Below are 20,619 nucleotides of genomic sequence, written 5' to 3' on the forward strand. Positions count from 1 at the left end.
CAGTGGCAGCGGGGTGGTTACCCGGTCGAGTCGTCTACGCGCTCGGTCTGTGTAGCGGTCGAAGGGTCAACCTACGGCGGCGCGATGGGTGGCGTCGATCGCACCGCTGCGCTTGCCGGGCCCGCCCGGGCCGGTCTCGTCGTCGAGCCGGGTGAGCAGTTCGGTGGCGATCTCCTTGGCCTTTTCGGGGTGTTCGTCTGCGAGCTCGACGAGTGTGCGGTCCTTGGCGAGTGCTTCGTTGCCGGGGTCGGCGGTGCTCCAGGTCTGGATGGCGCGTCGTGCGAGGGGAACGTCGTCCTGCCGGAGCGCGCGGGTGATGACCAGGTGGGCGACGTCGCCGACCAGGGCGGTGTACTCGTCACGGAACCGCTCGTGGTGCAAGGCCCAGACCCACTGGTCGTACTTCTCCTCGGGCACGGTGAACGGAGCGCCTTGGACGAGCTCGAGGGCGGCGACGAGGTCCTCAAGCCCGTCGGCGCCGCGTCGCAGGGCTCGTTCGTAGAGCCGGCGGAGCAGGTCGGTGTCCAGGAGGATCTCGTCGATCTTGTACAGGTGGCGCGTGGGCGGCACGCCCTTGCGAGGCCGCCCGGGGGTTCCCCGGCCGATGCGTGGCTTGCCGTCGGGTCGGTTGCCGACGTAGCCGCGCAGGACCGAGAGCCTGCTGCGCACGTCACTGTCGACGTTCTCGTTGAGGACTGCTGAGACGTCCTCCAGGGTGACGCCCTGGGGGTGGAGCGCGAGGTAGGCCGCGAGCATGACGAACAGCGGCTGGAGCCCATTGCCTTCCTGCCCGTCGGCGGGTCCGGGTCCCCAGAGCGTGACCGGTCCGAGGAGCTCCAGGCGCGGGCGCCGGCACGCTGGCTCGTACCAGTCAGCCAGGTCGTCATCCAGCCCAGGATCAGGGTCCGGCTCGAGGGCGTCGTTGGGGCGCTGGACGACCGGTGCGAGCCGGGCGAGGTCCTCGCGGGTGTTCGCGGTGCGGGCGGTGTAGACCTCGTCGGGCTCGGGCAGCAGCGACCGGTCACCGGCCGCCGTGGCGGCGTCGGCCGGCCTGTCCGTCGTCCGAACCAGCGGGGGGTCTTCGGCCTCGGGGGCCGTGGTGGTTGGCTGGTCTGAGGTGTCCGTGCCGGTGGCGTGCTCGACGAGCGAGTTCGGGACGTCGGCAGGGTTTCGGGTGAAGGCGACGATTTTCGTGCATGCCTCGAGCTCTTGGCTGCTCATCCGTGCGGCGTCGACGTCGATGCCCAGTGCGTCGACGTACAGCCGCCCGCCCTCGATCCGCAGCTCGACATCGTCGCCGCGGGGTGGCTGGGCGATCCTCATCACGGCAGCGCTCGACCGCCCGGGGTGCTTGCGGATGTCGTCGGCGAACTCGGTGATGCCGGGCATCGGGATTGCGGCCACGACGATGTGGAACTCCTCGTGGTCCTCGCCGTCCGGGGTCACCTCGGCCGACTCCTTGACGTAGACCCCGATGTCTGTCGCGAAGGCGTCGTCGTGCTCCTCGACGACGCGGTGGCGCGACAGGGCTCCGGCGCCCTCGGCGACCCCGACCACGTGGGTCGTGAGGTTCGCGGTCCAGGGGTTGAGCGCGAGTTCTGCCACGACGTGCCGGGCGAAGGCCGCGACTTCCTCGGCGTCACCGGTGACCGTGACGGTGCGCAGGTGCTCCAGGTCCAGGAGCACCGCGGTCCCGTCCTCGTGCTGCCCGACGGTGGTGAGCATCGGGTACGGGACCAGCTCGTCCGAGCGTTCGGGAGCGGACCGGAGGGGTGCGGACCAGCGGACGCCGTCGCCCTCCCAGGGCTGGGGAAGGTGCGCCGGTGTCGCGAGGTGCACTGTCGCTGTGTCGTCCGCGAGCTCCACGGCGACCAGTACCGGGCGAGGCGTGTGGTCGCGCAGGTTCGGTCCGGCCAACTCGCGCAGCAGGGCGTCGAGCCGGCGGACGTCAGGTGCCCGCCGGCCGCCTACGACCCGGGCGGTGACCGCCGCGCTGACGGTCTCCTGCGGGATCGGGGCGACGGCCCGTCCGGGACTCCGCAGTCGTTCCTGGCGTGCTCGCCCTCGAGTGATCGCCAGGTGCAGGCCGGCGGCGAGGACCGCGCCGCCGGATGCCAAACCGGGCAGGAGCCACGACGGAGCCGGCGCATCCTCATCCGTGGCGGGGGTGTCCTCACTACCGACCGTGGAATCCAGCACCTCGGTGCTCCTCGGTGCCTCCCCGCCTGCACGCGGCGAAGGGCCCGCCGACGGCGCACTCCCGGGGCTCGCGGTGCCCGTGCCGTTCGTGGCGCCGCCGGTCTCGCCGTCGCGCCCGCCATGGTCGCTCGGAGCGTCCGTGCCCGTGTCTGTGTCTGTGTCCGCGGGTGCGTCGACGTCGGCGGGCGGCAGCGCGGTGTGGTCAGCCACCTGCCCGGTGACGTCTTCGACAGGGTCGGATACCGGTGTCGCGGCGCCCGGCACGGTCAACGTCCAGCCGGGCTCGATGTGGTCAGGGTCGGTGAGCCGGTCACCGTCAGGCTGGACGGTGCCGGAGGAAGCGCCGGCGATGTCGGGGTAGCGGTCGGCCTCACCCAGGGTGTCCAGCGCGATCTGGGAGAGGGTGTCGCCGGGTTGGACGGTATAGGTCGTCGTCCGGGGTGCCTCGACGTGGGCAACCTCGGTAGCAGGTGCCTGTGCGGCGGGGACCCGGATGGTCTGGCCAGGTGTGAGGAAGTCGGGGTCAGCCAGGTGCGGGTTGAGGTCGGCGATCTCGGTCCACCGTCGGGGATTGCCGAGCTGCTCGCGGGCGATACGCCACAGGGTCTCGCCCGGCTGGACGACATGCTCGACCGACGCAGGAGCCGGCGTCGGCGGGATGCCGGCAGCGTCATTGCCCGACGCCGTGGCGTGGTCGCCGTCGGTCACCGGGCCGCCGTCATCTACGGCGCCGACAGGCGTAGAGCGCGAACGACCGAGATGAGCGTCGCTAGCGTCATCAAGCAGAGTGGAGCCGAGCACGGTGGGCGCGGGCGCCGCGCCGGTGCCGGCGCCGGTTTCGGGTGCGGTCTGGACGACGGCGTGCGCCGTGCCCGGGGACTGGGTGACGGCAGGGACGGCGGCGAGGGCGAGGGCGGTGGCGACGATGCGGCGCGCGAAGGCTTGGGGGAGCCCGGGCAGGTGGGGCGCGGGCACGTGCCGCAGGGCGGCGACGATCTCGACGAGGACCGTGACGGTGAGCCAGGCCCATACGCCCCAGAGCACGACGATCAGGCTCATCGCGAGCAGCGTGCCGTTGTCGGGTGAGTCCAGGCGCAGGCGCAGGTCGTCCCAGGTGGTGACGGTCCACAGGTACTCGTGCGCGACGACCAGGAGGTAGGGGATGCCGGCCAGCAGCCCGGCCAGGCCAAGCAGTGCGAGCACAGCGGCAGCCCGACCCGGCCGGCCGGCCGCGGGTGCCGGGCGCTGGACAGGGTGGTCGGGCCGGGGCCGGGTGGTGGTCATGAGCGGTTCCCTCCGACGGTGCGGACCAGGTGTGCCGAGGCTGTCGCGCTGACGTTCAGGGGGCCGATGCCGACGGCTGCGAGGATCACAGGCTCGTAGGTCTCGTGGACCGTGACGGTGACCTGGTCGGTGCTGGTCTCGACGGTGCCGGTGACGCCGGACGCGGTGAGGTAGTCGGTGGCAGCCCAGTAGGCGCCGGCGGGGTCGACGGTCAGTGGTCCGCCGGTCATGGCCTCGGCGGCGACCTGTTGGGCGCCGGTGCGGGCCGCTTCGGCGGCGATGTCGTGGGCGCGCTGCTTGGCGTGGATCTGCCCGCCGAGGTCGACGGCGAGCCCGACGCACAGCGCGAGCACGACGGCGCTGAGCACGGCCCAGGTGCTGATCGACCCGTCCTCGGAGCTCTTGCGGGGTGTCATGGTCGTTCCCGGTGCTGGTCGACCGCGGAGGTCATGGTCGCGGTGATGGTCCGGCTGCCGGGGATGGGCAGGCCGAGGTCGGACACGTCGAGGTGGCAGGTCACCGTGGCGGACACGCTCGCCGAGGTGCCGACGGGAGTGGTCAGCCCGGTGGTGTCCACGGCGACGTCGGTCGCCGTGCACCGGATGTCCTGGTCGGCCAGGCTGGCATGTGCGGAGGTCGCCGCGTCGTCGTGCGCCTGGACCGGGTCGCGGGCCAGGGACGCGGTGCGCGCTGCCTGGAACGCGGCGGTCTGGACGGACTGGTGCGCGATCGCGACCCGGCCGCCGAACACGATGAGCATGATCATGAGCCCCAGGACGGGCACGATGATCACCGCTTCGATCGTCGCCGACCCGGACTCGGGGTCGTGGACGGGGCGTCTTCTCATGGGGCGGTGACCTCCTCTCGGGCGACGGTGGAGCTGTGCCGGATCTCGGGGGTCCAGAACGGCACGATCGACAGGGAGACGCCGGTGACTGTGACCCTCGCTGTCGTGTCGGTCATGGTCGCCTCCACGGTCCAGGTGCTGAACACGTCGTCGCCGGTCCCGGCGAGGAACGCCTCGGCGGCGGCGATCCCGGCGCCCGCGGTGCCGTGCTCGGCTCCGGCAGCGCGTGCCCCGGTGGAGGCAGCGGCGATCGACAGGCTGCGCGCCTGGTGCAGGAGCGCTGCCTGGACGCCGAGGAACAGCAGCACCAGGAGGATCGGCAGCAGGACTGCCATCTCGACCGTGGCGGAGCCGGCCTCGGACCGGCTACTGGATCTTGCCGACCTGGGCATCGAGGTAGGTCCTGATCGCGCCGGCCACCAGGGTGACGAACCCGATGGCGATGCCCACCCACATGACCTGCTCGAGCGTGATGGCGCCCTCCTCCGGGTCGCGGTCGGCGGCCAGGGCGCGCTGGTAACGGTCGGTGAGGCTGTGGTGCAGACGGTGGCCGAGGAGGGCCAGGGTGGTGAGCAGGTACAGCATGGTGATCACTCCTTGCGTGGGGGGCTGTGGTGGTGGGCCGGGGCTCGCCACCGGGGTTCTCGGTGGGGACTCCTTCCTGTCAGGTGCTCGCGGTCATCCGCAGCAGGAACGGCGCCATGACCAGGACGATGAACACCGCGCCGAGCAGCGAGCCGGGGATGGCGAGCTGCTCGCCGAGGCCGTTGGCGCGGGCGAGGTCGTCGTTGAGGATCGCGGACCGCAGCCCTGCCGATCGGGCGGCGAGGGCTTGGTAGGCGGCCGAGCCTTCGGCGCCGGACAGGCGCAGGACGTCGGCGATGTCATGCAGCTCGGGCAGCCCGAGCTCGTCGGCCAGCCCGGCCAGTGCGTCCCACGGAGGCAGCCCGGACCAGCGTGACCGCGCCAGCTCCTCGGCCAGGCGGACGAACACGCGGGTGTCGGTGGCCCTGGCGGCGTTCTCCATCGCCTGCCGCACCCCGGACCCGGCGGCGCGTTCGAGCGCGACCAGGTCGGCGAACGCGGCCAGCGCGACACGGAACTCGCCGCGCAGCACCGCGGCGCCGGTGTGCGCGTTGTAGTTCGGCGTGAAGAACAGGACCACGGCCAGCAGCAGCCCCGCCCCGACCGGGACGACGGCGGCCACGGGTAGCCCCGCGACCGTGGCGCAGGCGGCGATGACCTGGGGCATCAGGAGCCCCACGACGGCGAACTGGACCTTCTCCCCGTAGAACCGGGCGAGGGGGATCTGCAGCAGCGCGAGCTCACGGCGCGGCGTGCGCGCCCACACCGCGGAGGGCAGGGTCCGCGTGGCCCAGGCGCCGAGGCGTTCGGTGCGGTCCGACGGCGGCCCGGCCGCCTCTGTCGTCGTGGTCCGGCCCGGGTGCCGGGCCGGGGTGACCCGGCCGATCGCCTCGGCCAGGTCGACGTGCGCCGGCAGCAGCCGCACCACGAGCACCGCCAGCGCGAGGCCGACCAGCGCACCGGAGAAGATCGCCAACGCCAGCGGGCTCATGACCGGCCCCCGATCAGGCGCACGGGCTTGGGCCCGGCCGACAGCCGTTTCATCCACAGCAGCGCCCCGACGTAGGCGGCGAGCAGCAGCAGGAGGAGGAGCTGCCCGGCGGGGGTGCGGTACGGGTCGATGAAGTCCCCGGTCAGGGTCAGCGCGCCGAGGATGACCGCGGAGATCAGGGTGACCCAGCGGGCGGACGCGCGGGACTTGGCGCGTTCGGCCTCGACCTGGCGGCGCGCCTTGACCTGGTCGGCGACCGACTCCGCGATCCGGGTCAGCAGGGCGACCAGGCCGCCGCCGCGGCTGCGGGAGGCGGTGATGAGCTGGAGGGCGACCTGGTCGGCGGTGGTGTCGTCGAGCTCTTCGGCGAACGCCCGCAGCGCACCGGCAGTGTCGTGCCGGGACGCGATCCGCCCGGCCAGGCGCTGCACCTCGCCTGCGATCGGTCGCGGCGCGGACCGCACCGTGGCGATCAACGCGTGCTCCAGCCCTTGCCCGGACCCCAGCACCCCGGACAGGGACCGGGTCCACTCCTCGAGCGCCTCGAGGCGGGCGATCTGCTGGGCGGGCACCGGGTCGGACAACAGCCACGGCAGCCCGACGGCCGCCAGCGGCCCCACGACCACCAGGACCGGCAGCCCGGTGACCTGCCACCCGACCACCCCCGCCGCCAGGCCGGCACCCGCCAGGACCCAGGACCGCTGCGACACGCGGGTCAGGCGCGCGGGGCGGCGGCGGGCCGCACGGCGGGGGAGGAGGTCCCACCCGTACCACCACGCCACCAGGAAGAAGACGGCGAGGCCGAGCAGGCACCCCGACAGGACGGCGAGCTCCATCAGGCCACCTCCTGCTCGGCGGTGAACGCGGCCAGGTCGAACCCGTCGCCGGCCAGAGCGCGCAGCGGGTCCGGTAGGACGTGGGGGCGCAGGACGCCGTCGGGCCCGGCCTTGAACACGTGTGTCGTGGCCGGTGTCCCGGGGGAGTCCCCGGGTTCGACGGCGACGATCTCGGCGACCCGCCGCACCCGCTTCTTCGTGCCGTCCGGGCCGCGGACGACCTTCATCTGCAGGTGGACCACCAGGTCGATGGTCGCGGCGAACGCGTCGGTCAACGTGGCGTGGGAGTACTGCGGCCCGGCGGTCTGGGCGCAGTTGACCAGCTTGGGGATCACCGCGCCGGCGTCGCGGGCGTGGGTCGTGGATATCGATCCCGTCCCGTTCTGCATCCCCAGCAGCAGCGGCAACGCCTCCGGTCCGCGGACCTCGCCGACGATGGTGCGCTGCACGTTTAGCCGGACTGCGGCCATGACCGCCTGCATGAGGGTGTACTCCCCGGCCTGCCGCCCGTCCGGTCCGTACTCCCCGGTGCCTTGCCGGGCCTCGATCGGCAGCACGTAGGGCAGCCGCTCCTGGAGGAAGAGCTCGGCCTCGGACTCGGCGGTCACGATCTGCTCCTCGGGGTCGATCTCGGCGCACAGGCCTCGCACGACCGTCGTCTTGCCCGACCCTGGCGACCCGGACACCACGATCGAGAGTCCTTGCCGCACGGCCGCGGCGAGGAATCCCGCGGCCAGCCGGGGCATCAGGTCCAGGCGGACCAGGTCGTCCAGGTCCACGACCACCAGCCGGTGGCGGCGGATGCGCAGCTGCGGGCGCGGGGTCACCCAGGCGATCGCGGTCAGTCGCGACCCGTCGTCCAGCCGCAGGTGCAGCTCCGGGCTCGCCTCGGAGAACGCCCGGGCGCTGGACTCGGACCGGGAGGCGAGGAAGGAGACGAACTCGACCAGCTCCTCGTCGGAGTCGGCCACCGCGGGGCCCGGGACCAGGGTGCCGTCGGTCAGCTCCAGGATCACGCGGTCGTGACCGAACACGAGGATGTTCTCCACCCGGTCGTCCTCGATCAACGGCTGCAACCGGCCCAGGCGGAACACCATGTCGAACACGGCCCGCGCCAGCCCCTGCTGCGCCGGCGCGGTCGGGCGCGGCCGACCAGCTGCGACCTGGTCGGCGACATGCTCACCGATCAGGTCGACGATGATGTCCTTGCCCGCCTGCTCCTTGTCCCGGGCGCTCATTGCCGGGGACGCCGTCGAGACGACGTGCGACAACCGCTCCGAGACCCGCGTCCGCAACAGCTGGACCACGCTCCAGTCGACCGGCGGCCCGAGACGGATCACGCCCTCACCGGCGGGGCTGAGGTCCGCGAACGGTGAACCCGGCTCGGTGGTTCGTGCTGGTGCGGGGGCAGCGGCGCTCCAGGGGTTCGCGTCCGGCTTCGTCCGGCCGCGAGCGGTCGGCACCTCGAGCGGGGCCGGGGTGCGCAGGAACGGCACATCAGCAGGGTCGACGCCGGCGGAATCCGTGTCGGCGAGGTCGATGTCCGTCAGGTCGCCGGGGTCCTGGATCGTCGTCACGCCCGCGCCTCCTCGTTCTCGTCCGGCCTCGCCGGGTCCGCGCCGTCGTCGGCCCGGCCGCCACCGCGCAGGACGGCGGCACGTTCGAGCAGAGCGGCGACGACCGGGCCCTTGACCGACGGCGCCTGGCCGCGGCCGCGAGCCACCGCGGCCAGCAGCACGTCCGCCGCCGCAGTCAGTCCACGCCGGTAGCCGCTGGTCTCGAAGCGGCGCGGCGGGGGAGCCCCGCGGTGGTAGACGGCGGCGCCGTCCGGGTCGTCCGGCAACGTGGCGAGCACCGGCAGCCCCAGCACCCGGGAGACTTCCCGCGGCCCGTACGGGTCACCCGGGCCAACGACGAGCAGGCCGGGGTTGGCCCAGAGCCGGTCACGACGCACCAGCTCCGCCCACGCCCGCGCACCCGCCACCGCGGGCAGGTGCCCACGCAGGACCAGCAGCGTCAGGTCCGCCCCGGCCAGCAGGGGGTCGGGGGCGCCCGGCGCGCCCAGACGACCCGCGTCGACGAGCACGTCCTGCCCCGTCTCGTCCAGACCCGCCAACGCAGCGGCCAGCGGTGACCACAGGTCACCCAGACCCCGGGCCTGCACGTGCGACCGCGGCCCGGCGACGAACCGTGCCCGCGCCTCCGGATCGGCCTCGTCGAGCGGGACAGCGACGCGGGGGAGCAGGTCGGCGACCGGTTCTGCGGTGAACGCCAGCTCGATCAACCCTGCCTCGTAGTCCCGGGCGCCCTTGAACCAGCCCGTCAGAACCCCGGACGCACCAGTCGGGTCGGCCTCCACGAGCAGCACCGGACGCGGCCACGCCAGGGCGAGACCGACCGCCGTCGTCGTCACCCCGGGTGAACCCTGCGCGGAGCACAGCGCGATGACGGCCATCTCAGCCCGCCTCTCGCGAATCCAGGATCAGCTGCGCAGTCCCGGCCGCCAGGCCACCGGTCAGCTCCAGCGCCTCCTCATGCGGGAGCAGGACGTCCACGACCGTCTGCTTGGTCGCTTGGTCCACGTGCACCGTGACGACTTCCCCTTCGGAGAACGCCGGCAGGCCACCGGGCTCGGTCTGCGGTGTCGACGGCGTGACCACCACCCGGACCTTGTCCCCGGGCGCCAGGCGCGTGCCCAGCTCGGTGGTCAGCGGGACCGGGACGATCGACTCACCAGCCGCCGGGACCACGGCGTCGGTCACCGCGTCCGGCGAGATCGACGAACCAGCCGCGATGTCCAGCGCGGCGCGCATGCCCACCACTGAACCGGCCGCATCAGCGCCGACCGCGGACAGCCCGGTCCCGGAGCCCACCCGAACCCGGCGCAGGTCGTCCGCGTCGATCACCGTGCCCCGCGGGATCGTCCGGGCGGCGACCAGCACCTCCCGCGCGTCCGACGTCGCCGACCACGCCAGCCCAGCCCCGACCGCACCAGCGACTGTCAGGACAGCGGCCAGCAGGAGGGCGACAGGACGACGTCGGACCTTCGGCGGCGGCGCAGAGCGGGCCGGGGGCGGCACCTGTGGTGCCGCCTCAGGTCGGGTGGCTGTGTTCGTCATAGGTCGCCCCCTCCGCGCCGGGCCCGTCAGCTCACGAGCACCTGCGCCTCTCCGATCGTGACGGCGACCTCGCTGGTCAGACCGTCGAGCGTGATAGTTCCCTGCTGTCCGGCGCCCTCCCACTCCACGACCCAGTGCGAGGTCGCAGACACGGTGAAGGTGCTACCCGGCTGGTCACCGGAATCCTGGGTGTAGGTGTGCCCGCAGTCCGGGCTCCCGCTCTTGCCGAACCGGGACTCGTACGGGGTGCCCGCCGACGCGCACCTCACGACCGCCCCGTCGCCCATGTCCCACACAACCTCACGCACGCGCGCAGTAGCGGTGACCGAGACACCCCGCACGGTCGCGGTCCGCGTGATCGGGCCGAACGTCGTCGCGTCCGCGCCGTCGACCCACAACCACGTCGACAACCCCACGATCCCGACCTCGCCCGGACCCGGCGTGATCCCTATCCGGATCGCCTGGAGATCCATCTGGGCCACCGCCTGCCGCGCCACCTCGCCCGGCGAGGGCGGCGGCGGGCCGGCCTCGGGCGGGTTCGGCGAGTAGACCAGCGACACCTGGGCACCGGCCGCGTCGAAGCACGGGTACACCGCCCCCGTGTCCGGGCCGCTGTTGAACTCCTGCTCGAAGTGCTCCCACATCGCCGTGCCTTCCGCCGGCTGCGGGTTCGCCGGTGTTGGCGAGATGTAGCACCCAACGTCCTGCCGCCAGAACCCCTTGTCCGTCGAGCACGGCACCGGCTGACCGGCGTTCAGGCAGACGGGCGTGCCCTCGACGTCGGGCGCGGTAGCGCTCCCACGGTCGGGACCAGCCGCTGGCTGTCGCGTCGGGCCGCCGACCGGAGCGTCATTGCTGACGCCACCGACATTGCCCGGATCGACAGCTTCCACGACGCACGTGCCCGTCGTCGGGTTCACCAGCGTGCACGACGCAGGATCCGCCGAAGCGGCCTCGGCGCAGAGGACTGTCGCCGCCAGCGCGACGAGGGCTGTCGTCACGGTTCGGCGCACGGGTCCTTCTCCAGGGTCTCGCCTGCCGTGACGCGCCAGCCGTCGGGACTCTCGGCGAAGTCGGAGTTGCTCAACGTGAGGCGGGACCAGCCTCGGTCGGGTCGCCCGGCGGGAACCACCGACGTACCCGATCCGTCGACTACGTCGACCTGGCTTACGTCGTAGCAGGTGTCGAAGACGGTGATCGCGCTGCCGTCGGGCGAAGTGGTGACACCCTGCGTCGTCACCGAGACGACGCGGGTCTGACCTTTCTGGCTCCATCCGTTGGCGCGACTGCGCTCGAGGTCCGCGCGCCAGGCGTCGAGGTAGTCGCCGGCGAGGCCCTCGTCGAGACGGGAGAGCGGCTGGGAGGTATCCGAGGCGAGTTCGTCAAGGAGCGTGTAATACCTGTCGACGGCTGCCCGAGCGCTCTGCTCGGCACGGTCGCGATCCGAGGTCGGGCTGGGGGCAGGCGACGCGGAGATGGACCCGGAGACGGTCGGGGTCGGATCCGGATCTGTCGAACTGGTGCAGGCGCCCATCGACGACAGCACCAGCGCTCCGGCCACGAGAGTGGCCAACCGGTGTGCGACTCGCATGACGGACCCCCTCGCCAGTGGTGCGGGCGCTCGTTTCGCGAAAGCCGTTGCTCCGTGAAGCACAGCAACTGTCTTTCGGCGATTCCAAGAGTGCACCAAGATTTTGCCTGCTGACAACCGCATTGGTCGGAGGTCCTCGAGTGAGACTCTCCCAAGGCGGACCAGGTGACGCCGGCCCGACGGTGCCGAGACTGCCACGTGACATCGATGGATACCGCGCAGGCGGGAAACGCGCACACCAAGCGGAAAACGTTCCGGTGCAGGTCAGAAACGTGCACGTGCTCGCTGGTCGAGGTACGGGACTGTATGCCAGCCCGTCGGAAGAGGTCCCTGCGTCCGTCGAGCCCCACGGCCCGCCCCGTCGGCCTTAGCTGAAGGCTTCCTGACCTCGTCTCCGACGACACGCGACGCCGCTCGTCGTGGTTGTGCGTTCGAGGGTCAGGTGAGCCAGGGAACCTGTCGGCGGGTGTCGAGGCCGTGCTCGATCCGAAGACGGATCGATGGATGGATCGAGAGGGCGCCAAGTCCGTCGACTCGTTGCAGGTTGTCTACCGTGCAGAACCTATCGGCGGCGACAGCCGTAGCTTCGTGTGTCTCGCCGAACGAACGCCGAACCACTGCTGCACGTGGTCCCTGCGGTCGGACCGCGGGTCCTAGCGTGGTGGGACCCGATCGGATCTGGGACCGGCCCAGACTTCGCTGCCGACGATAGGCTTTTCCAGTGACTAATCCCGAGATCCGCGTGCGCTTTGCTCCGTCGCCGACTGGCATGTTCCATGTGGGGAACGCTCGTTCGGCGCTGTTCAACTGGGTCTTCGCGCGCCAATCGGGTGGATCGCTGGTCCTGCGGATCGAGGACACCGATGCCGAGCGGAGTAAGCCGGAGTGGGTGCAGGGCATCCTGGACTCGATGGCGTGGCTTGGCATCGACGAGTCGCAGTACGAGGGGCCGCTGTTCCAGTCGGACTACGCCGGTAAGCACCGCGAGGCGATCAGCACGCTCCTCGCCAACGGGCGCGCCTACTACTGCGACTGTGCACGCGAGGACGTGATCGCGCGGACTGGGTCGAGCCACAAGGGCTATGACGGCTTCTGCCGGGACCGTGGCCTGGAGGCTGCGCCGGGCCGGGCGATCAGGTTCCGCACCCCGGACGAGGGCACCACGGTCGTGGTGGACCTGGTACGCGGCAAGCCGGAGTTCGAGAACGCGCTACTCGAGGACTTCGTCATCGCTCGCGGCGACGGGTCGCCGGTGTTTCTCCTGGCCAACGTTGTGGACGACATGATCATGGGCATCACGCACGTGATGCGTGCTGAGGAGCACCTGCCGAACGCGCCGAAGCAGCAGCTGATCTGGGAGGCGCTCGGGGCGCAGCCTCCCATCTGGGCGCACGCCCCAGTTCTGGTGAACGAGGCACGGCAGAAGCTGTCGAAGCGGCGAGACCGGGTCGCGCTGGAGGACTTCCGCGCTGAGGGCTACCTCGCCGAGGCGATGCGGAACTACCTGATGCTTCTGGGCTGGGCGCCGTCGGGCGACCGGGAGATCGTGCCGTGGGACGAGATCGTGGCCGAGTTCCGGCTGGAGGACGTCAACCCGTCCCCGGCGTTCTTCGACGTGAAGAAGCTGCAGGCGTTCAACGGGGACTATATCCGCGCCATGTCGTTGGAGGACTTCTTCTCGGCGGTCCAGCCGTGGCTGACTTCCGACGACGCCCCCTGGCCAGCCACTGCCTACGACCCTGCGGTATTCGCGCGGGTGGCTGAGCTGGTGCAGACCCGGATCGTGCTCTTGTCCGAGGTCGTGCCCATGGTCGACTTCCTGTTCCTCGACGAGCCGGCTACCGACGAGGACGCATGGACCAAGGCGGTGGGGACCGAGCACGCGGCGGCCATCCTGGAGTCGACCGTGGCCGCCTACGCGGACGTCGAATGGACCGCGGATGCGCTCAAGACCACCCTTGAGTCCATCGGTACAGACCTCGGTCTGAAGCTGGGCAAGACGCAGGCACCGGTGCGGGTGGCGATCACCGGTCGGCGTGTGGGGCTCCCGCTGTTCGAGTCCATGGAGGTCCTGGGCCGGGAGCGGACCTTGGAGCGGCTGGCGGTCGCGGCGGCGAAGTTGGCCTGAGCCCACAACCCGGCGGCGGCGACCCCTACGGGTCGCCGCCACCGAGCTGTCTAGGCTGCCGTACTGGTCGCCTGCCGGTTCATCGCCCGGAGCCGGTGCAGGTCCAGCGTCGAGTCCCTGGCTCTCGGCAGGACGGGACGTAGGCGATCGACGACCTCGTCGAAGGTCGTTGGGGGCTGGTCACCGACGATGTAGTTCTCGGCGAGGAACCACCGAAGCGTGGCGGGGTCGATACCGGCCGCGAGGACGTCGTGGACCCGTGTTTTCGGTGCCCCGGCGGGCGGGCGCATGCGGGGGAGGAAGATGTAGGCCACGTGCCGGGTTGGCGCCAGTACGGCCCGAATGCGTTCCTGGATCGCCGTGGCGTCGATCTTGTCGGTTCCGCGGACCACGAGGTTGACGTCGGACTCGAGGTCGTCGACCACGGTTGCCAGATGCCACAGCGCGGTCCCGTCCGACCGGGTGAGCCGGACCGTCTGGTGCTGCGGGTCGGGGACCTCGTCGAGGTGGACGAGACGAGCCCGCAGCATCGCTCGGACGTCGATGCCGGCGGCGTCAAGGTAGGAGTCGACCGCGGTGACGTCCAGGACCGAGCAGCCGTTCTCGGTTCGGGCCAGGCCAAGGGCAGTGAGCCGTTCGGCCGCCGCCTGGTGAGCTGACTGGTGCTCCGACTGGTGATCGGTGGAGGAGAGCGGGACTCCGGCCACGCCGGTGAGCTCCGCCCGGAGATGGGCCTCGTGCTTCGCCGTGGCGCGTGCGGGGTTGGTGTCGTCCCAGCGAAGGTGCACGCGTGCTTCGGTCCCTGAGGACTGGGCCGCTGCACCGGCGATCGCCGCGGTGAGCAGGTGGGTGCGCAGTGCGCCCACCTGAAATGACTCGTGATGCGGGGAGACGCCGAGCCGCGTTACGACGGGCCCGTCGATCCTGGCGATCGCGCAACTTCCGGTCCACGCCTCACGAGGCACCGGCATCCACCCCTTCGGATCTGCCCCTCGTGCCCGATCCGACGGCGTAGCAAACCAGACGCATGATCGCGGCCAGGTTCTCTTCCCGACTGCCGGAAACGTCCACGGCTCGGGCCCAGGGCAGAGTCGGGACGAGGCTGTGGAACGCCTGGTTGGCTGCGCGGCAGAACGCCGGAGTGTCGACGGCACGACCGACCTTCTCGCCAGCAGCGATGCGTGCGCTTGCCCGGTGGACCACCAGCTCGTCCGGGCAGGAGAGCAGCAGGTGCAGGTCGCCTGGGCGGACGTCGGTGTCTGCGGCGAGCCGGGCGCTGTCCAGGAGGCTGGGGCAGCCCGCGATGGCGGAGTAGACCGCCTGGGAGAGGGGCCCGCGGTTGCACAGCACGACGTCGGCGCTCCCGGTGGACCGCTGCCGCATGGCCGACCATGCCGCTGACTTGATCCGATAGTCGGCCACCCATCGCGACCCGCCCGCGACCCCGATGTTGCGTGTGACGACCCGCCCGATCAAGGGCCCCAGCTCGGTCCCGGCGCCCGTTCCGCCGACCACGTAGACGGTCAACCCTGTCGAACGCAGAGCTTGCGCGACGAGACCGATCTGGGTGTCCTTGCCGACGGCTGAAGGGCCGTCGAACACGATCCAGGGCACAGATCGGGATGTGGTGCGTGTCCATCCGAGGTGCTCGAGATACCGCTCGGCCAGGACCGTGGTGGCGACGTCGTCCGGCAGCCGCCGGGCGAGACGCACGGTGTCGGCGATCCAGTCGCCGGCCGGGGTCTTCATCGGTTTTTCGGCGTGAGGAGCCCGGACCACAGGGGCACGGTCGTGACTGTGGGGTGCGGGTGACCGTGTCCGTACCGGCCGCCGTCGCCGAACTCCTCACCGTGGTCGGCACAGACCACGACTAACGGCTCACGGCGGGCCACCTGGTCGAAGAGCCGTCCGAGCTGGTGGTCGGCCCACTGCAGGGCATGGATCTGCATCTGCCGCAGTGTGGTGAGTTCCTCGGTGGTGAAGGCGTCCGAGGAGGACGCCTTCGAGTCATGCAGGGAATAGAGGCGGTCGAGCAGCTTCTCCTTCTCGTCGTCCAGGGGCGAGTGGGGTGTGGTGTACGGGATGTGGGTGCTGGGGCAGTTGAGGAAGAGGAAGAACGGGCCACCGGCGAGGCAGGCGTCGGCCAGCTCGTCGACATGGGAGAGCGTCAGGTCGTCTCCTCGGTCGCGGATCCGTGACCGTACCGCGGTGCGGTTCGGTCGACCGAAGTACCGGAACTCGTCGAACAGGCTCGGCATCCAGTTCGCGGGTTCCTCCGGGTCGAAGAACGTGACGCCGCCCGCCCCCAGCACGCGGTGGCCGCTGCGTCGGTAGTGGTCCATGAGCATGCGGCCGGTGAACGGGACGGCAACACGCTGAGCCGACGGACGCGCGGCCGCGGACCGCCACACGGCGTCGTACGGCACGCCGCTGAATAGGTGCTTGCCCTGGGTCGGGGCGGGGATGAGCCCGGTAAAGAAGGCGACGTGCGCAGGCAGGGTGAACGTCCCGGCTGTCTCAGCTCGGTGCACCGGGCCGAGACGGTCAAGGTTCGGTGTGCTGGCCTGCATGGCGGTGTCGTACCGGCATGAGTCCAGAGTGATCAGGATGACGTCACGTTCGCGGAGGTCGCCCATGATCAACCGGCCACGCGCACGCGAGGGTCGCGGAACCGCTCGACCGCAGGGGTCTCCAGCAGCCATTTCGTCAGGAGGTCCAGGCGGTCGATCGTGTCGCGGACAATCTCGTCGACCGCGGCCCGCTGCGCGGCCGTAGCACGGCCGGCGAGCCGCACGCCGGCGAAGGCGGGCTGGTCCAGCAGGTCGCCGTTGCGGGACATCAGTACGGTCTCGTTCACCAGCCCGAGCTCGGCGTGCAGGCGGTCGGCGATGCGCGAGGCGGCCAGCGTGTAGAGCTTGCCGGTGTGGTGCACGGGGTTCTTGCCGGCCAGGGCCTCGACACCAGCCGAGCGGGACGACGCGATCACGCCGTCGGCCTTGTTCCCGCGTCCCACCAGCCCGCAGTCGCCCTTGCCGAGGGAGGTGCCGAACGGCGCCAGGTAGGCGCCGCCAGCGGCGTCCTTCGTGTTGACCGCCACGCGTACTGCCTCGCTGATGCCGAGCGACGCCGCCAGCGCGGAGGCGGTGTCGACGATGTGCTCGTAGGCCGAGGCGACCATCGTCCGGTACGACTCGCCGGTCGGTGTGAGCGCCGGGTGGAACGGGAGGCAGACTGTGATGTCGAGCCCGGTCTCGCCGCGCAGCAGCATGACCTTCACGTCCGATCCAGCAGCTGGGAACGTACGGGCGAACACCTCGCTGTTGACGTGGTTCTCCAGCGCGATCGCGAGCAGCTCGGTCGGTGTCGCGGGTGCGTGGGCTGCGCAGAACGCCGTGTCGTTCGCCCGCAGTTCCGTGGCGGGCTCGACCTGGGCCGCGCTGGTGGGGGCGTAGAACGCGCGGGGGTGGTCCAGCGCCGTACCGCTGGTGTTCTCCACTGTGTAGCGGACGTGCTCCAGGATTGCGCCCGTGCGTGTCGCCTCGACGAGGACGTCGTCGGTGGCGGTCCGGAAGATCTCCTCGATCGGTAGCACGGTCTCGCCCACAGCCAGGGTGAGCTTGCCGAACAAGTACGCGCTGATGGGCTTGTTCACCGTGAAGCTGCCGTATTCCACCGTGGACCCCGCCCCGATCAGCGCCACCTTGTCGACCCAGTGGTTGGGCACGACGCCGAGGTGGTCAAGTCCGAAACGTGAGTACCTGCGTGAGAACTCCTCGGCCAGGATGTCGGCCATGGAGTCCGGGTGCCCGATGCCCTTGCGCTCGACGACCTCGAACTCCGCCTCGTGCGCCGGGCTCACGGCGCGGTTCTCCACTGCGGTGCGCATCATGGTGCTCCTTCGATCAGGTGTCGTGGGCGTGTCCGCCACCGGCGAGCACGTGTGATCAGCGTCACGGACATACCGGGCACCCGGAACGACCTGGAACAGCACCGCCGCCGAACCTGCACTGAACCCTGTTGGCCGTCTCACCTGCGCCGATGTGCTAAGCGCGTTGCCAGGGCATGTCGGCGTGACCGCGAGGCGCGGTGTCGGGCACCATTGCCGAACCAGTGCAGAACGGTCGCTGAACTGTCGTGGCGAGCGGCTCGGCACATCGCTGTGGCAGGGGGACGATGACGGGCACCGTGAACCGGTGGACAGGTCGGGAGACCAGGCTCTTGCGCGAGGCGCTGCGAATGTCGCAGCGTCAGTTCGCCGAGCACCTGGGCGTGAGCGACCGGGCGGTCGCCAAATGGGAGTCCGGCGGCTCGTCGTACAACCCGCGACCCGAGACGCAGGCGCTTCTGGACACCGCACTCGAACGAGCGACACCCGAGGAGAGCGAACGATTCCAGACCTCCGGCGCCCGGCAGGCACCCGGCCGCGGGACGGAGTCGTTGCACCTCGACTCGCACAAGTTCATGCCGGCCTTCATCGGGCACTACCAGGCCGACCGGCTCATGAAGCGGCTTGGGACAACTCGTCCGCAGACCGTTCTTGACCTCGGATCGGCAGCCGTGGACCACCCGGCGGCAGACAGATGCACCCTCTACGTCCACCCCTGCGGGGTCGTGGTGTTTCACATCGTCGAGCCGAAGACATCGCCGAGTCTCGCCGACCTCGCGGTCTGGCGGTACGAGACCTACCGCACCGACCCCAGCTGGGCCGCTCACGCCCTTGCCGACCTGCTCGCCAGCAACGACCCAAGCGCGCTGCGACCGCCCTATGTCTTCTCCGCCTACTGGATGCACACGACGCCCTGGGACCCTGCAGTCCTGGAGAGCGCACTTCAGCTGGCAGCGACCCCGTCGCCCCTTGTGGACCGGTCCGATCCGGAACGGATCGTGTCGCTCGGCGCGGCCGCCGAACGAGCCCTGCTCGAGTCGGGATTCACGCATCCGGACGTCGCCGCGATAGGAGTCCACGGAGTCTCGGCAGGCTATGTCGGCTGGTCCGGGATCTCGTATCACCCCCTTGCACCCGAACGTGCCCTGACCGTCGACGAGCTCGTCGCCATCGAAGTGCTCGTCCAAGCCATGTGGTGCTATGCCACCCACCTGCAGTCGGCCGTCGAGGACGGACACGACCCCGATGTGCCCGAGCAGTACGGCTGGAGATTCCTCCGTGCCGCTCAGGCCCGCCTGACCACCGCCCGTCCGCTGGAGACGTCCCAGCACTGCCTGATGAGAGAGACCATCGTGAAGACCAGCGGACTGACCGAGATCCTTCGCGGGGCACAGGCTGCCCTGCGTGACGAGGGGCGGTAAACATGCAGACCAACCACCTGACCCGCCCGGCGCTGGTCGTCATCGATATGCAGAACGGGTTCCTCAACCACCACAGCCGGCACGTGACCCCAGCCGTCGTCGGTTTGATCCAGGAGTGGACGGCCCGGGGGCTGCCTGTGGTGTTCACCCGGTTCTTCAACGAGGCGGGTAGCGCGTACGAGAAGTACTTCCGGTGGACCCGGCTGGTCGACTCGCCCGAGACCGACCTCTCCCCGGAGATCGCTGCACTCACCGACGGCAGCCCTGTGGTCGACAAGCTTGGCTACACGCTGTTCAGCACGGAGGGCGCTGCCCTGGTCGCCGAGCACGGGTGGACCGACCTCGTCTTCTGCGGGGTCGCCACGGAGAGCTGTGTGCTCAAGTCGGCTGTCGACGCGTTCGAGCACGGGTACGGGCCATGGATCGTGACCGACGCTTGTGCCAGCGACGCCGGTACCCCTGTGCATGACGCCGGTCTGACCGTCGCCCGGCGGCTCATCGGTAAGTACCAGCTCCTCACCGTCGACGAACTGCTCTCCCGGCTCACTCCGACTGACGCCCCCGCATGACGACGAGCGTCGACCTCGTTGTGCTCGGAGGCGGACCAGCCGGGTGCGCTGCCGCAGTGATGGCGGCGTCCGTCGGCATGACCGTCACGCTCGTCGACCCGGGCTCCGAGATCGGGGGCGCCCTGTGGCGCATCCCGACGATCCAGAACGTGCTCGGCGGGCACAGCACCGGCCCGGACCTGGCAGAGGCGATCATCGCCGACGTCGCCCGAAGCGGGGCCGTCGTCATCCGTGCCACGGCAAAGGCTGTCCGACCATCGGACCAGGACGTCACCGTCGACCTCGCCGACGGCACGACGCTTGTGGGCCGGCACGCCGTTGTCGCCACCGGTGTGCGTCCCGCCCAGCCCGACGACGTGGACTGGCTCTCCGCACCGCCCGGAACGGTCCTGACTCCGCTCTGGGCGGCAGACCCGGCACACGCGGGCGGCGCGACCTGGCAGGTCCTTGGTGCTGACCGGCCACTCGGGACGTTCCTGCGCGCCCACCCCGATCTCGACGTGCGGCTCAAGGTCCTGTACCCGCCTGCTGACGAGTACAAGACCCACGAAGTCAGGAACGACGCGCGCGTCACGCTCACACAGGTCGAACACCACTCCGTTGACCCGGCGAGACGGAGCGCCGAGCCAGGAAAGGCAACGGTCTTCGCGAACCTCGGCGCCATGCCGGCCACGATCGAGGGCACCCGGCCCGCCGCCCACGGCTACTGCCCACCCGACGCCCAACATCCCCGGATCCACATCGCAGGCGACCTGCGATCAGCACGTGGGCAGCGAATCCAGACCGCTATGGGATCAGGAGCTGAGGCAGCGCTCAGCGCGTACTACTCCAGCCGACAAACGCCATGACAGTCCTGGCGTCGCTCGGCTTCGAGAACGTGCCAGCACCCGTGACGGTCGACGGCGTCGTTGTGACCCCGGACTTCAATGGAGCGGGGTGCGACCGGGTGGTGTACCAGCGGTCTCGCTGAGGGCGGGGACGACCTCGCTGAACGCCACGGAGGACCCATCGCCAGACGACGATCCAGGTGGCTGTCGACCGCTGAGTGGAACGCACACGGGCCGGGACCACCAGAGCGGTTGGTCCCGGCCCGTGTCCCGCCGAGGGGCCGGCGGGCTCGCGTCCGGGCTGGGGAGTGGGGAGGGGTCCCGGTCGCGAGTTTG

Annotated in this window: 20 protein-coding genes; 4 read left to right on the forward strand and 16 right to left on the reverse strand. The window is 70.8% G+C overall.

Features of this window, described 5'->3' with window-relative positions; translation table 11 throughout:
- Positions 1–66: 66 nt before the first annotated feature.
- The 12 genes from AC060K_RS07070 to AC060K_RS07125 all read right to left on the reverse strand — a co-directional run bounded on the left by AC060K_RS07070 (position 67) and on the right by AC060K_RS07125 (position 11,452).
- Positions 67–3,483, reverse strand: a complete 3,417-nt coding sequence (locus AC060K_RS07070; RefSeq protein ID WP_483764718.1) for a LysM peptidoglycan-binding domain-containing protein — start codon at positions 3,481–3,483, stop codon at positions 67–69.
- On the reverse strand, positions 3,480–3,899 hold the full coding sequence (locus AC060K_RS07075) for a TadE/TadG family type IV pilus assembly protein (protein ID WP_483764719.1): 420 nt from the start codon (positions 3,897–3,899) through the stop codon (positions 3,480–3,482). Before AC060K_RS07075 ends, AC060K_RS07070 begins: the two co-directional genes overlap by 4 nt.
- Positions 3,896–4,330 (reverse strand): TadE/TadG family type IV pilus assembly protein, encoded by a 435-nt coding sequence (locus tag AC060K_RS07080; RefSeq protein WP_483764720.1) that lies wholly within the window; start codon positions 4,328–4,330, stop codon positions 3,896–3,898. The genes AC060K_RS07075 and AC060K_RS07080 overlap by 4 nt, the downstream gene beginning before the upstream one ends.
- Complete coding sequence (locus tag AC060K_RS07085; RefSeq protein ID WP_483764721.1) at positions 4,327–4,722, reverse strand: TadE/TadG family type IV pilus assembly protein; 396 nt, start codon at positions 4,720–4,722, stop codon at positions 4,327–4,329. The genes AC060K_RS07080 and AC060K_RS07085 overlap by 4 nt, the downstream gene beginning before the upstream one ends.
- The gene (locus AC060K_RS07090) at positions 4,697–4,915 is read right to left on the reverse strand and encodes a hypothetical protein (protein WP_483764722.1); all 219 of its coding nucleotides are present in this window, start codon (positions 4,913–4,915) and stop codon (positions 4,697–4,699) included. Before AC060K_RS07090 ends, AC060K_RS07085 begins: the two co-directional genes overlap by 26 nt.
- A 79-nt stretch (positions 4,916–4,994) precedes the next feature.
- Complete coding sequence (locus AC060K_RS07095) at positions 4,995–5,906, reverse strand: hypothetical protein (RefSeq protein WP_483764723.1); 912 nt, start codon at positions 5,904–5,906, stop codon at positions 4,995–4,997.
- Positions 5,903–6,742: a type II secretion system F family protein gene (locus tag AC060K_RS07100; protein ID WP_483764724.1), complete on the reverse strand. Its 840-nt coding sequence runs from the start codon at positions 6,740–6,742 to the stop codon at positions 5,903–5,905. Before AC060K_RS07100 ends, AC060K_RS07095 begins: the two co-directional genes overlap by 4 nt.
- Positions 6,742–8,319 (reverse strand): TadA family conjugal transfer-associated ATPase, encoded by a 1,578-nt coding sequence (locus AC060K_RS07105; RefSeq protein WP_483764725.1) that lies wholly within the window; start codon positions 8,317–8,319, stop codon positions 6,742–6,744. Before AC060K_RS07105 ends, AC060K_RS07100 begins: the two co-directional genes overlap by 1 nt.
- Positions 8,316–9,197 (reverse strand): CpaE/TadZ family protein, encoded by an 882-nt coding sequence (locus tag AC060K_RS07110; protein WP_483764726.1) that lies wholly within the window; start codon positions 9,195–9,197, stop codon positions 8,316–8,318. The genes AC060K_RS07105 and AC060K_RS07110 overlap by 4 nt, the downstream gene beginning before the upstream one ends.
- 1 nt (position 9,198) lies before the next feature.
- Complete coding sequence (locus AC060K_RS07115) at positions 9,199–9,861, reverse strand: SAF domain-containing protein (RefSeq protein ID WP_483764727.1); 663 nt, start codon at positions 9,859–9,861, stop codon at positions 9,199–9,201.
- Positions 9,862–9,887: 26 nt separating this feature from the next.
- A complete protein-coding gene (locus AC060K_RS07120) occupies positions 9,888–10,505 on the reverse strand; it encodes a hypothetical protein (protein ID WP_483764728.1) in 618 nt (205 codons plus the stop codon).
- Between the two features lie 353 nt (positions 10,506–10,858).
- On the reverse strand, positions 10,859–11,452 hold the full coding sequence (locus AC060K_RS07125; protein WP_483764729.1) for a hypothetical protein: 594 nt from the start codon (positions 11,450–11,452) through the stop codon (positions 10,859–10,861).
- A 721-nt stretch (positions 11,453–12,173) separates the two neighbouring features.
- Between AC060K_RS07125 and gltX the strand changes: the two genes are divergently transcribed.
- Positions 12,174–13,580 carry a glutamate--tRNA ligase gene (gltX, locus tag AC060K_RS07130; RefSeq protein ID WP_483764730.1) on the forward strand — a complete coding sequence of 469 codons (1,407 nt, stop codon included), beginning with the start codon at positions 12,174–12,176 and terminating at the stop codon, positions 13,578–13,580.
- Between the two features lie 50 nt (positions 13,581–13,630).
- On the opposite strand, the gene AC060K_RS07135 is transcribed toward gltX, so the two are convergent.
- From AC060K_RS07135 to AC060K_RS07150, 4 genes are all read right to left on the reverse strand, one after another.
- Positions 13,631–14,446 carry a nucleotidyl transferase family protein gene (locus AC060K_RS07135; protein ID WP_483764731.1) on the reverse strand — a complete coding sequence of 272 codons (816 nt, stop codon included), beginning with the start codon at positions 14,444–14,446 and terminating at the stop codon, positions 13,631–13,633.
- Between the two features lie 88 nt (positions 14,447–14,534).
- On the reverse strand, positions 14,535–15,329 hold the full coding sequence (locus AC060K_RS07140) for a nucleoside/nucleotide kinase family protein (RefSeq protein WP_483764732.1): 795 nt from the start codon (positions 15,327–15,329) through the stop codon (positions 14,535–14,537).
- Entirely contained in the window at positions 15,326–16,282 is a 957-nt protein-coding gene (locus tag AC060K_RS07145) for a sulfatase-like hydrolase/transferase (protein WP_483764733.1), read from the reverse strand. Before AC060K_RS07145 ends, AC060K_RS07140 begins: the two co-directional genes overlap by 4 nt.
- Positions 16,219–17,469 (reverse strand): methionine adenosyltransferase, encoded by a 1,251-nt coding sequence (locus AC060K_RS07150; RefSeq protein ID WP_483764734.1) that lies wholly within the window; start codon positions 17,467–17,469, stop codon positions 16,219–16,221. The genes AC060K_RS07145 and AC060K_RS07150 overlap by 64 nt, the downstream gene beginning before the upstream one ends.
- A 284-nt stretch (positions 17,470–17,753) precedes the next feature.
- On the opposite strand from AC060K_RS07150, the gene AC060K_RS07155 reads away from it, so the two are divergent.
- From AC060K_RS07155 to AC060K_RS07165, 3 genes are read left to right on the forward strand one after another with little or no spacing between them, the layout of a single operon-like run.
- Positions 17,754–18,887, forward strand: a complete 1,134-nt coding sequence (locus AC060K_RS07155; RefSeq protein ID WP_483764735.1) for a helix-turn-helix domain-containing protein — start codon at positions 17,754–17,756, stop codon at positions 18,885–18,887.
- 2 nt (positions 18,888–18,889) lie between these two features.
- Positions 18,890–19,456, forward strand: a complete 567-nt coding sequence (locus AC060K_RS07160; RefSeq protein ID WP_483764736.1) for a cysteine hydrolase family protein — start codon at positions 18,890–18,892, stop codon at positions 19,454–19,456.
- Positions 19,453–20,304, forward strand: coding sequence for an FAD-dependent oxidoreductase (locus tag AC060K_RS07165; protein WP_483764737.1), 852 nt, complete (start codon positions 19,453–19,455; stop codon positions 20,302–20,304). The genes AC060K_RS07160 and AC060K_RS07165 overlap by 4 nt, the downstream gene beginning before the upstream one ends.
- Positions 20,305–20,619: the final 315 nt, after the last annotated feature.

Source organism: Antribacter sp. NEAU-D49, assembly GCF_057158775.1.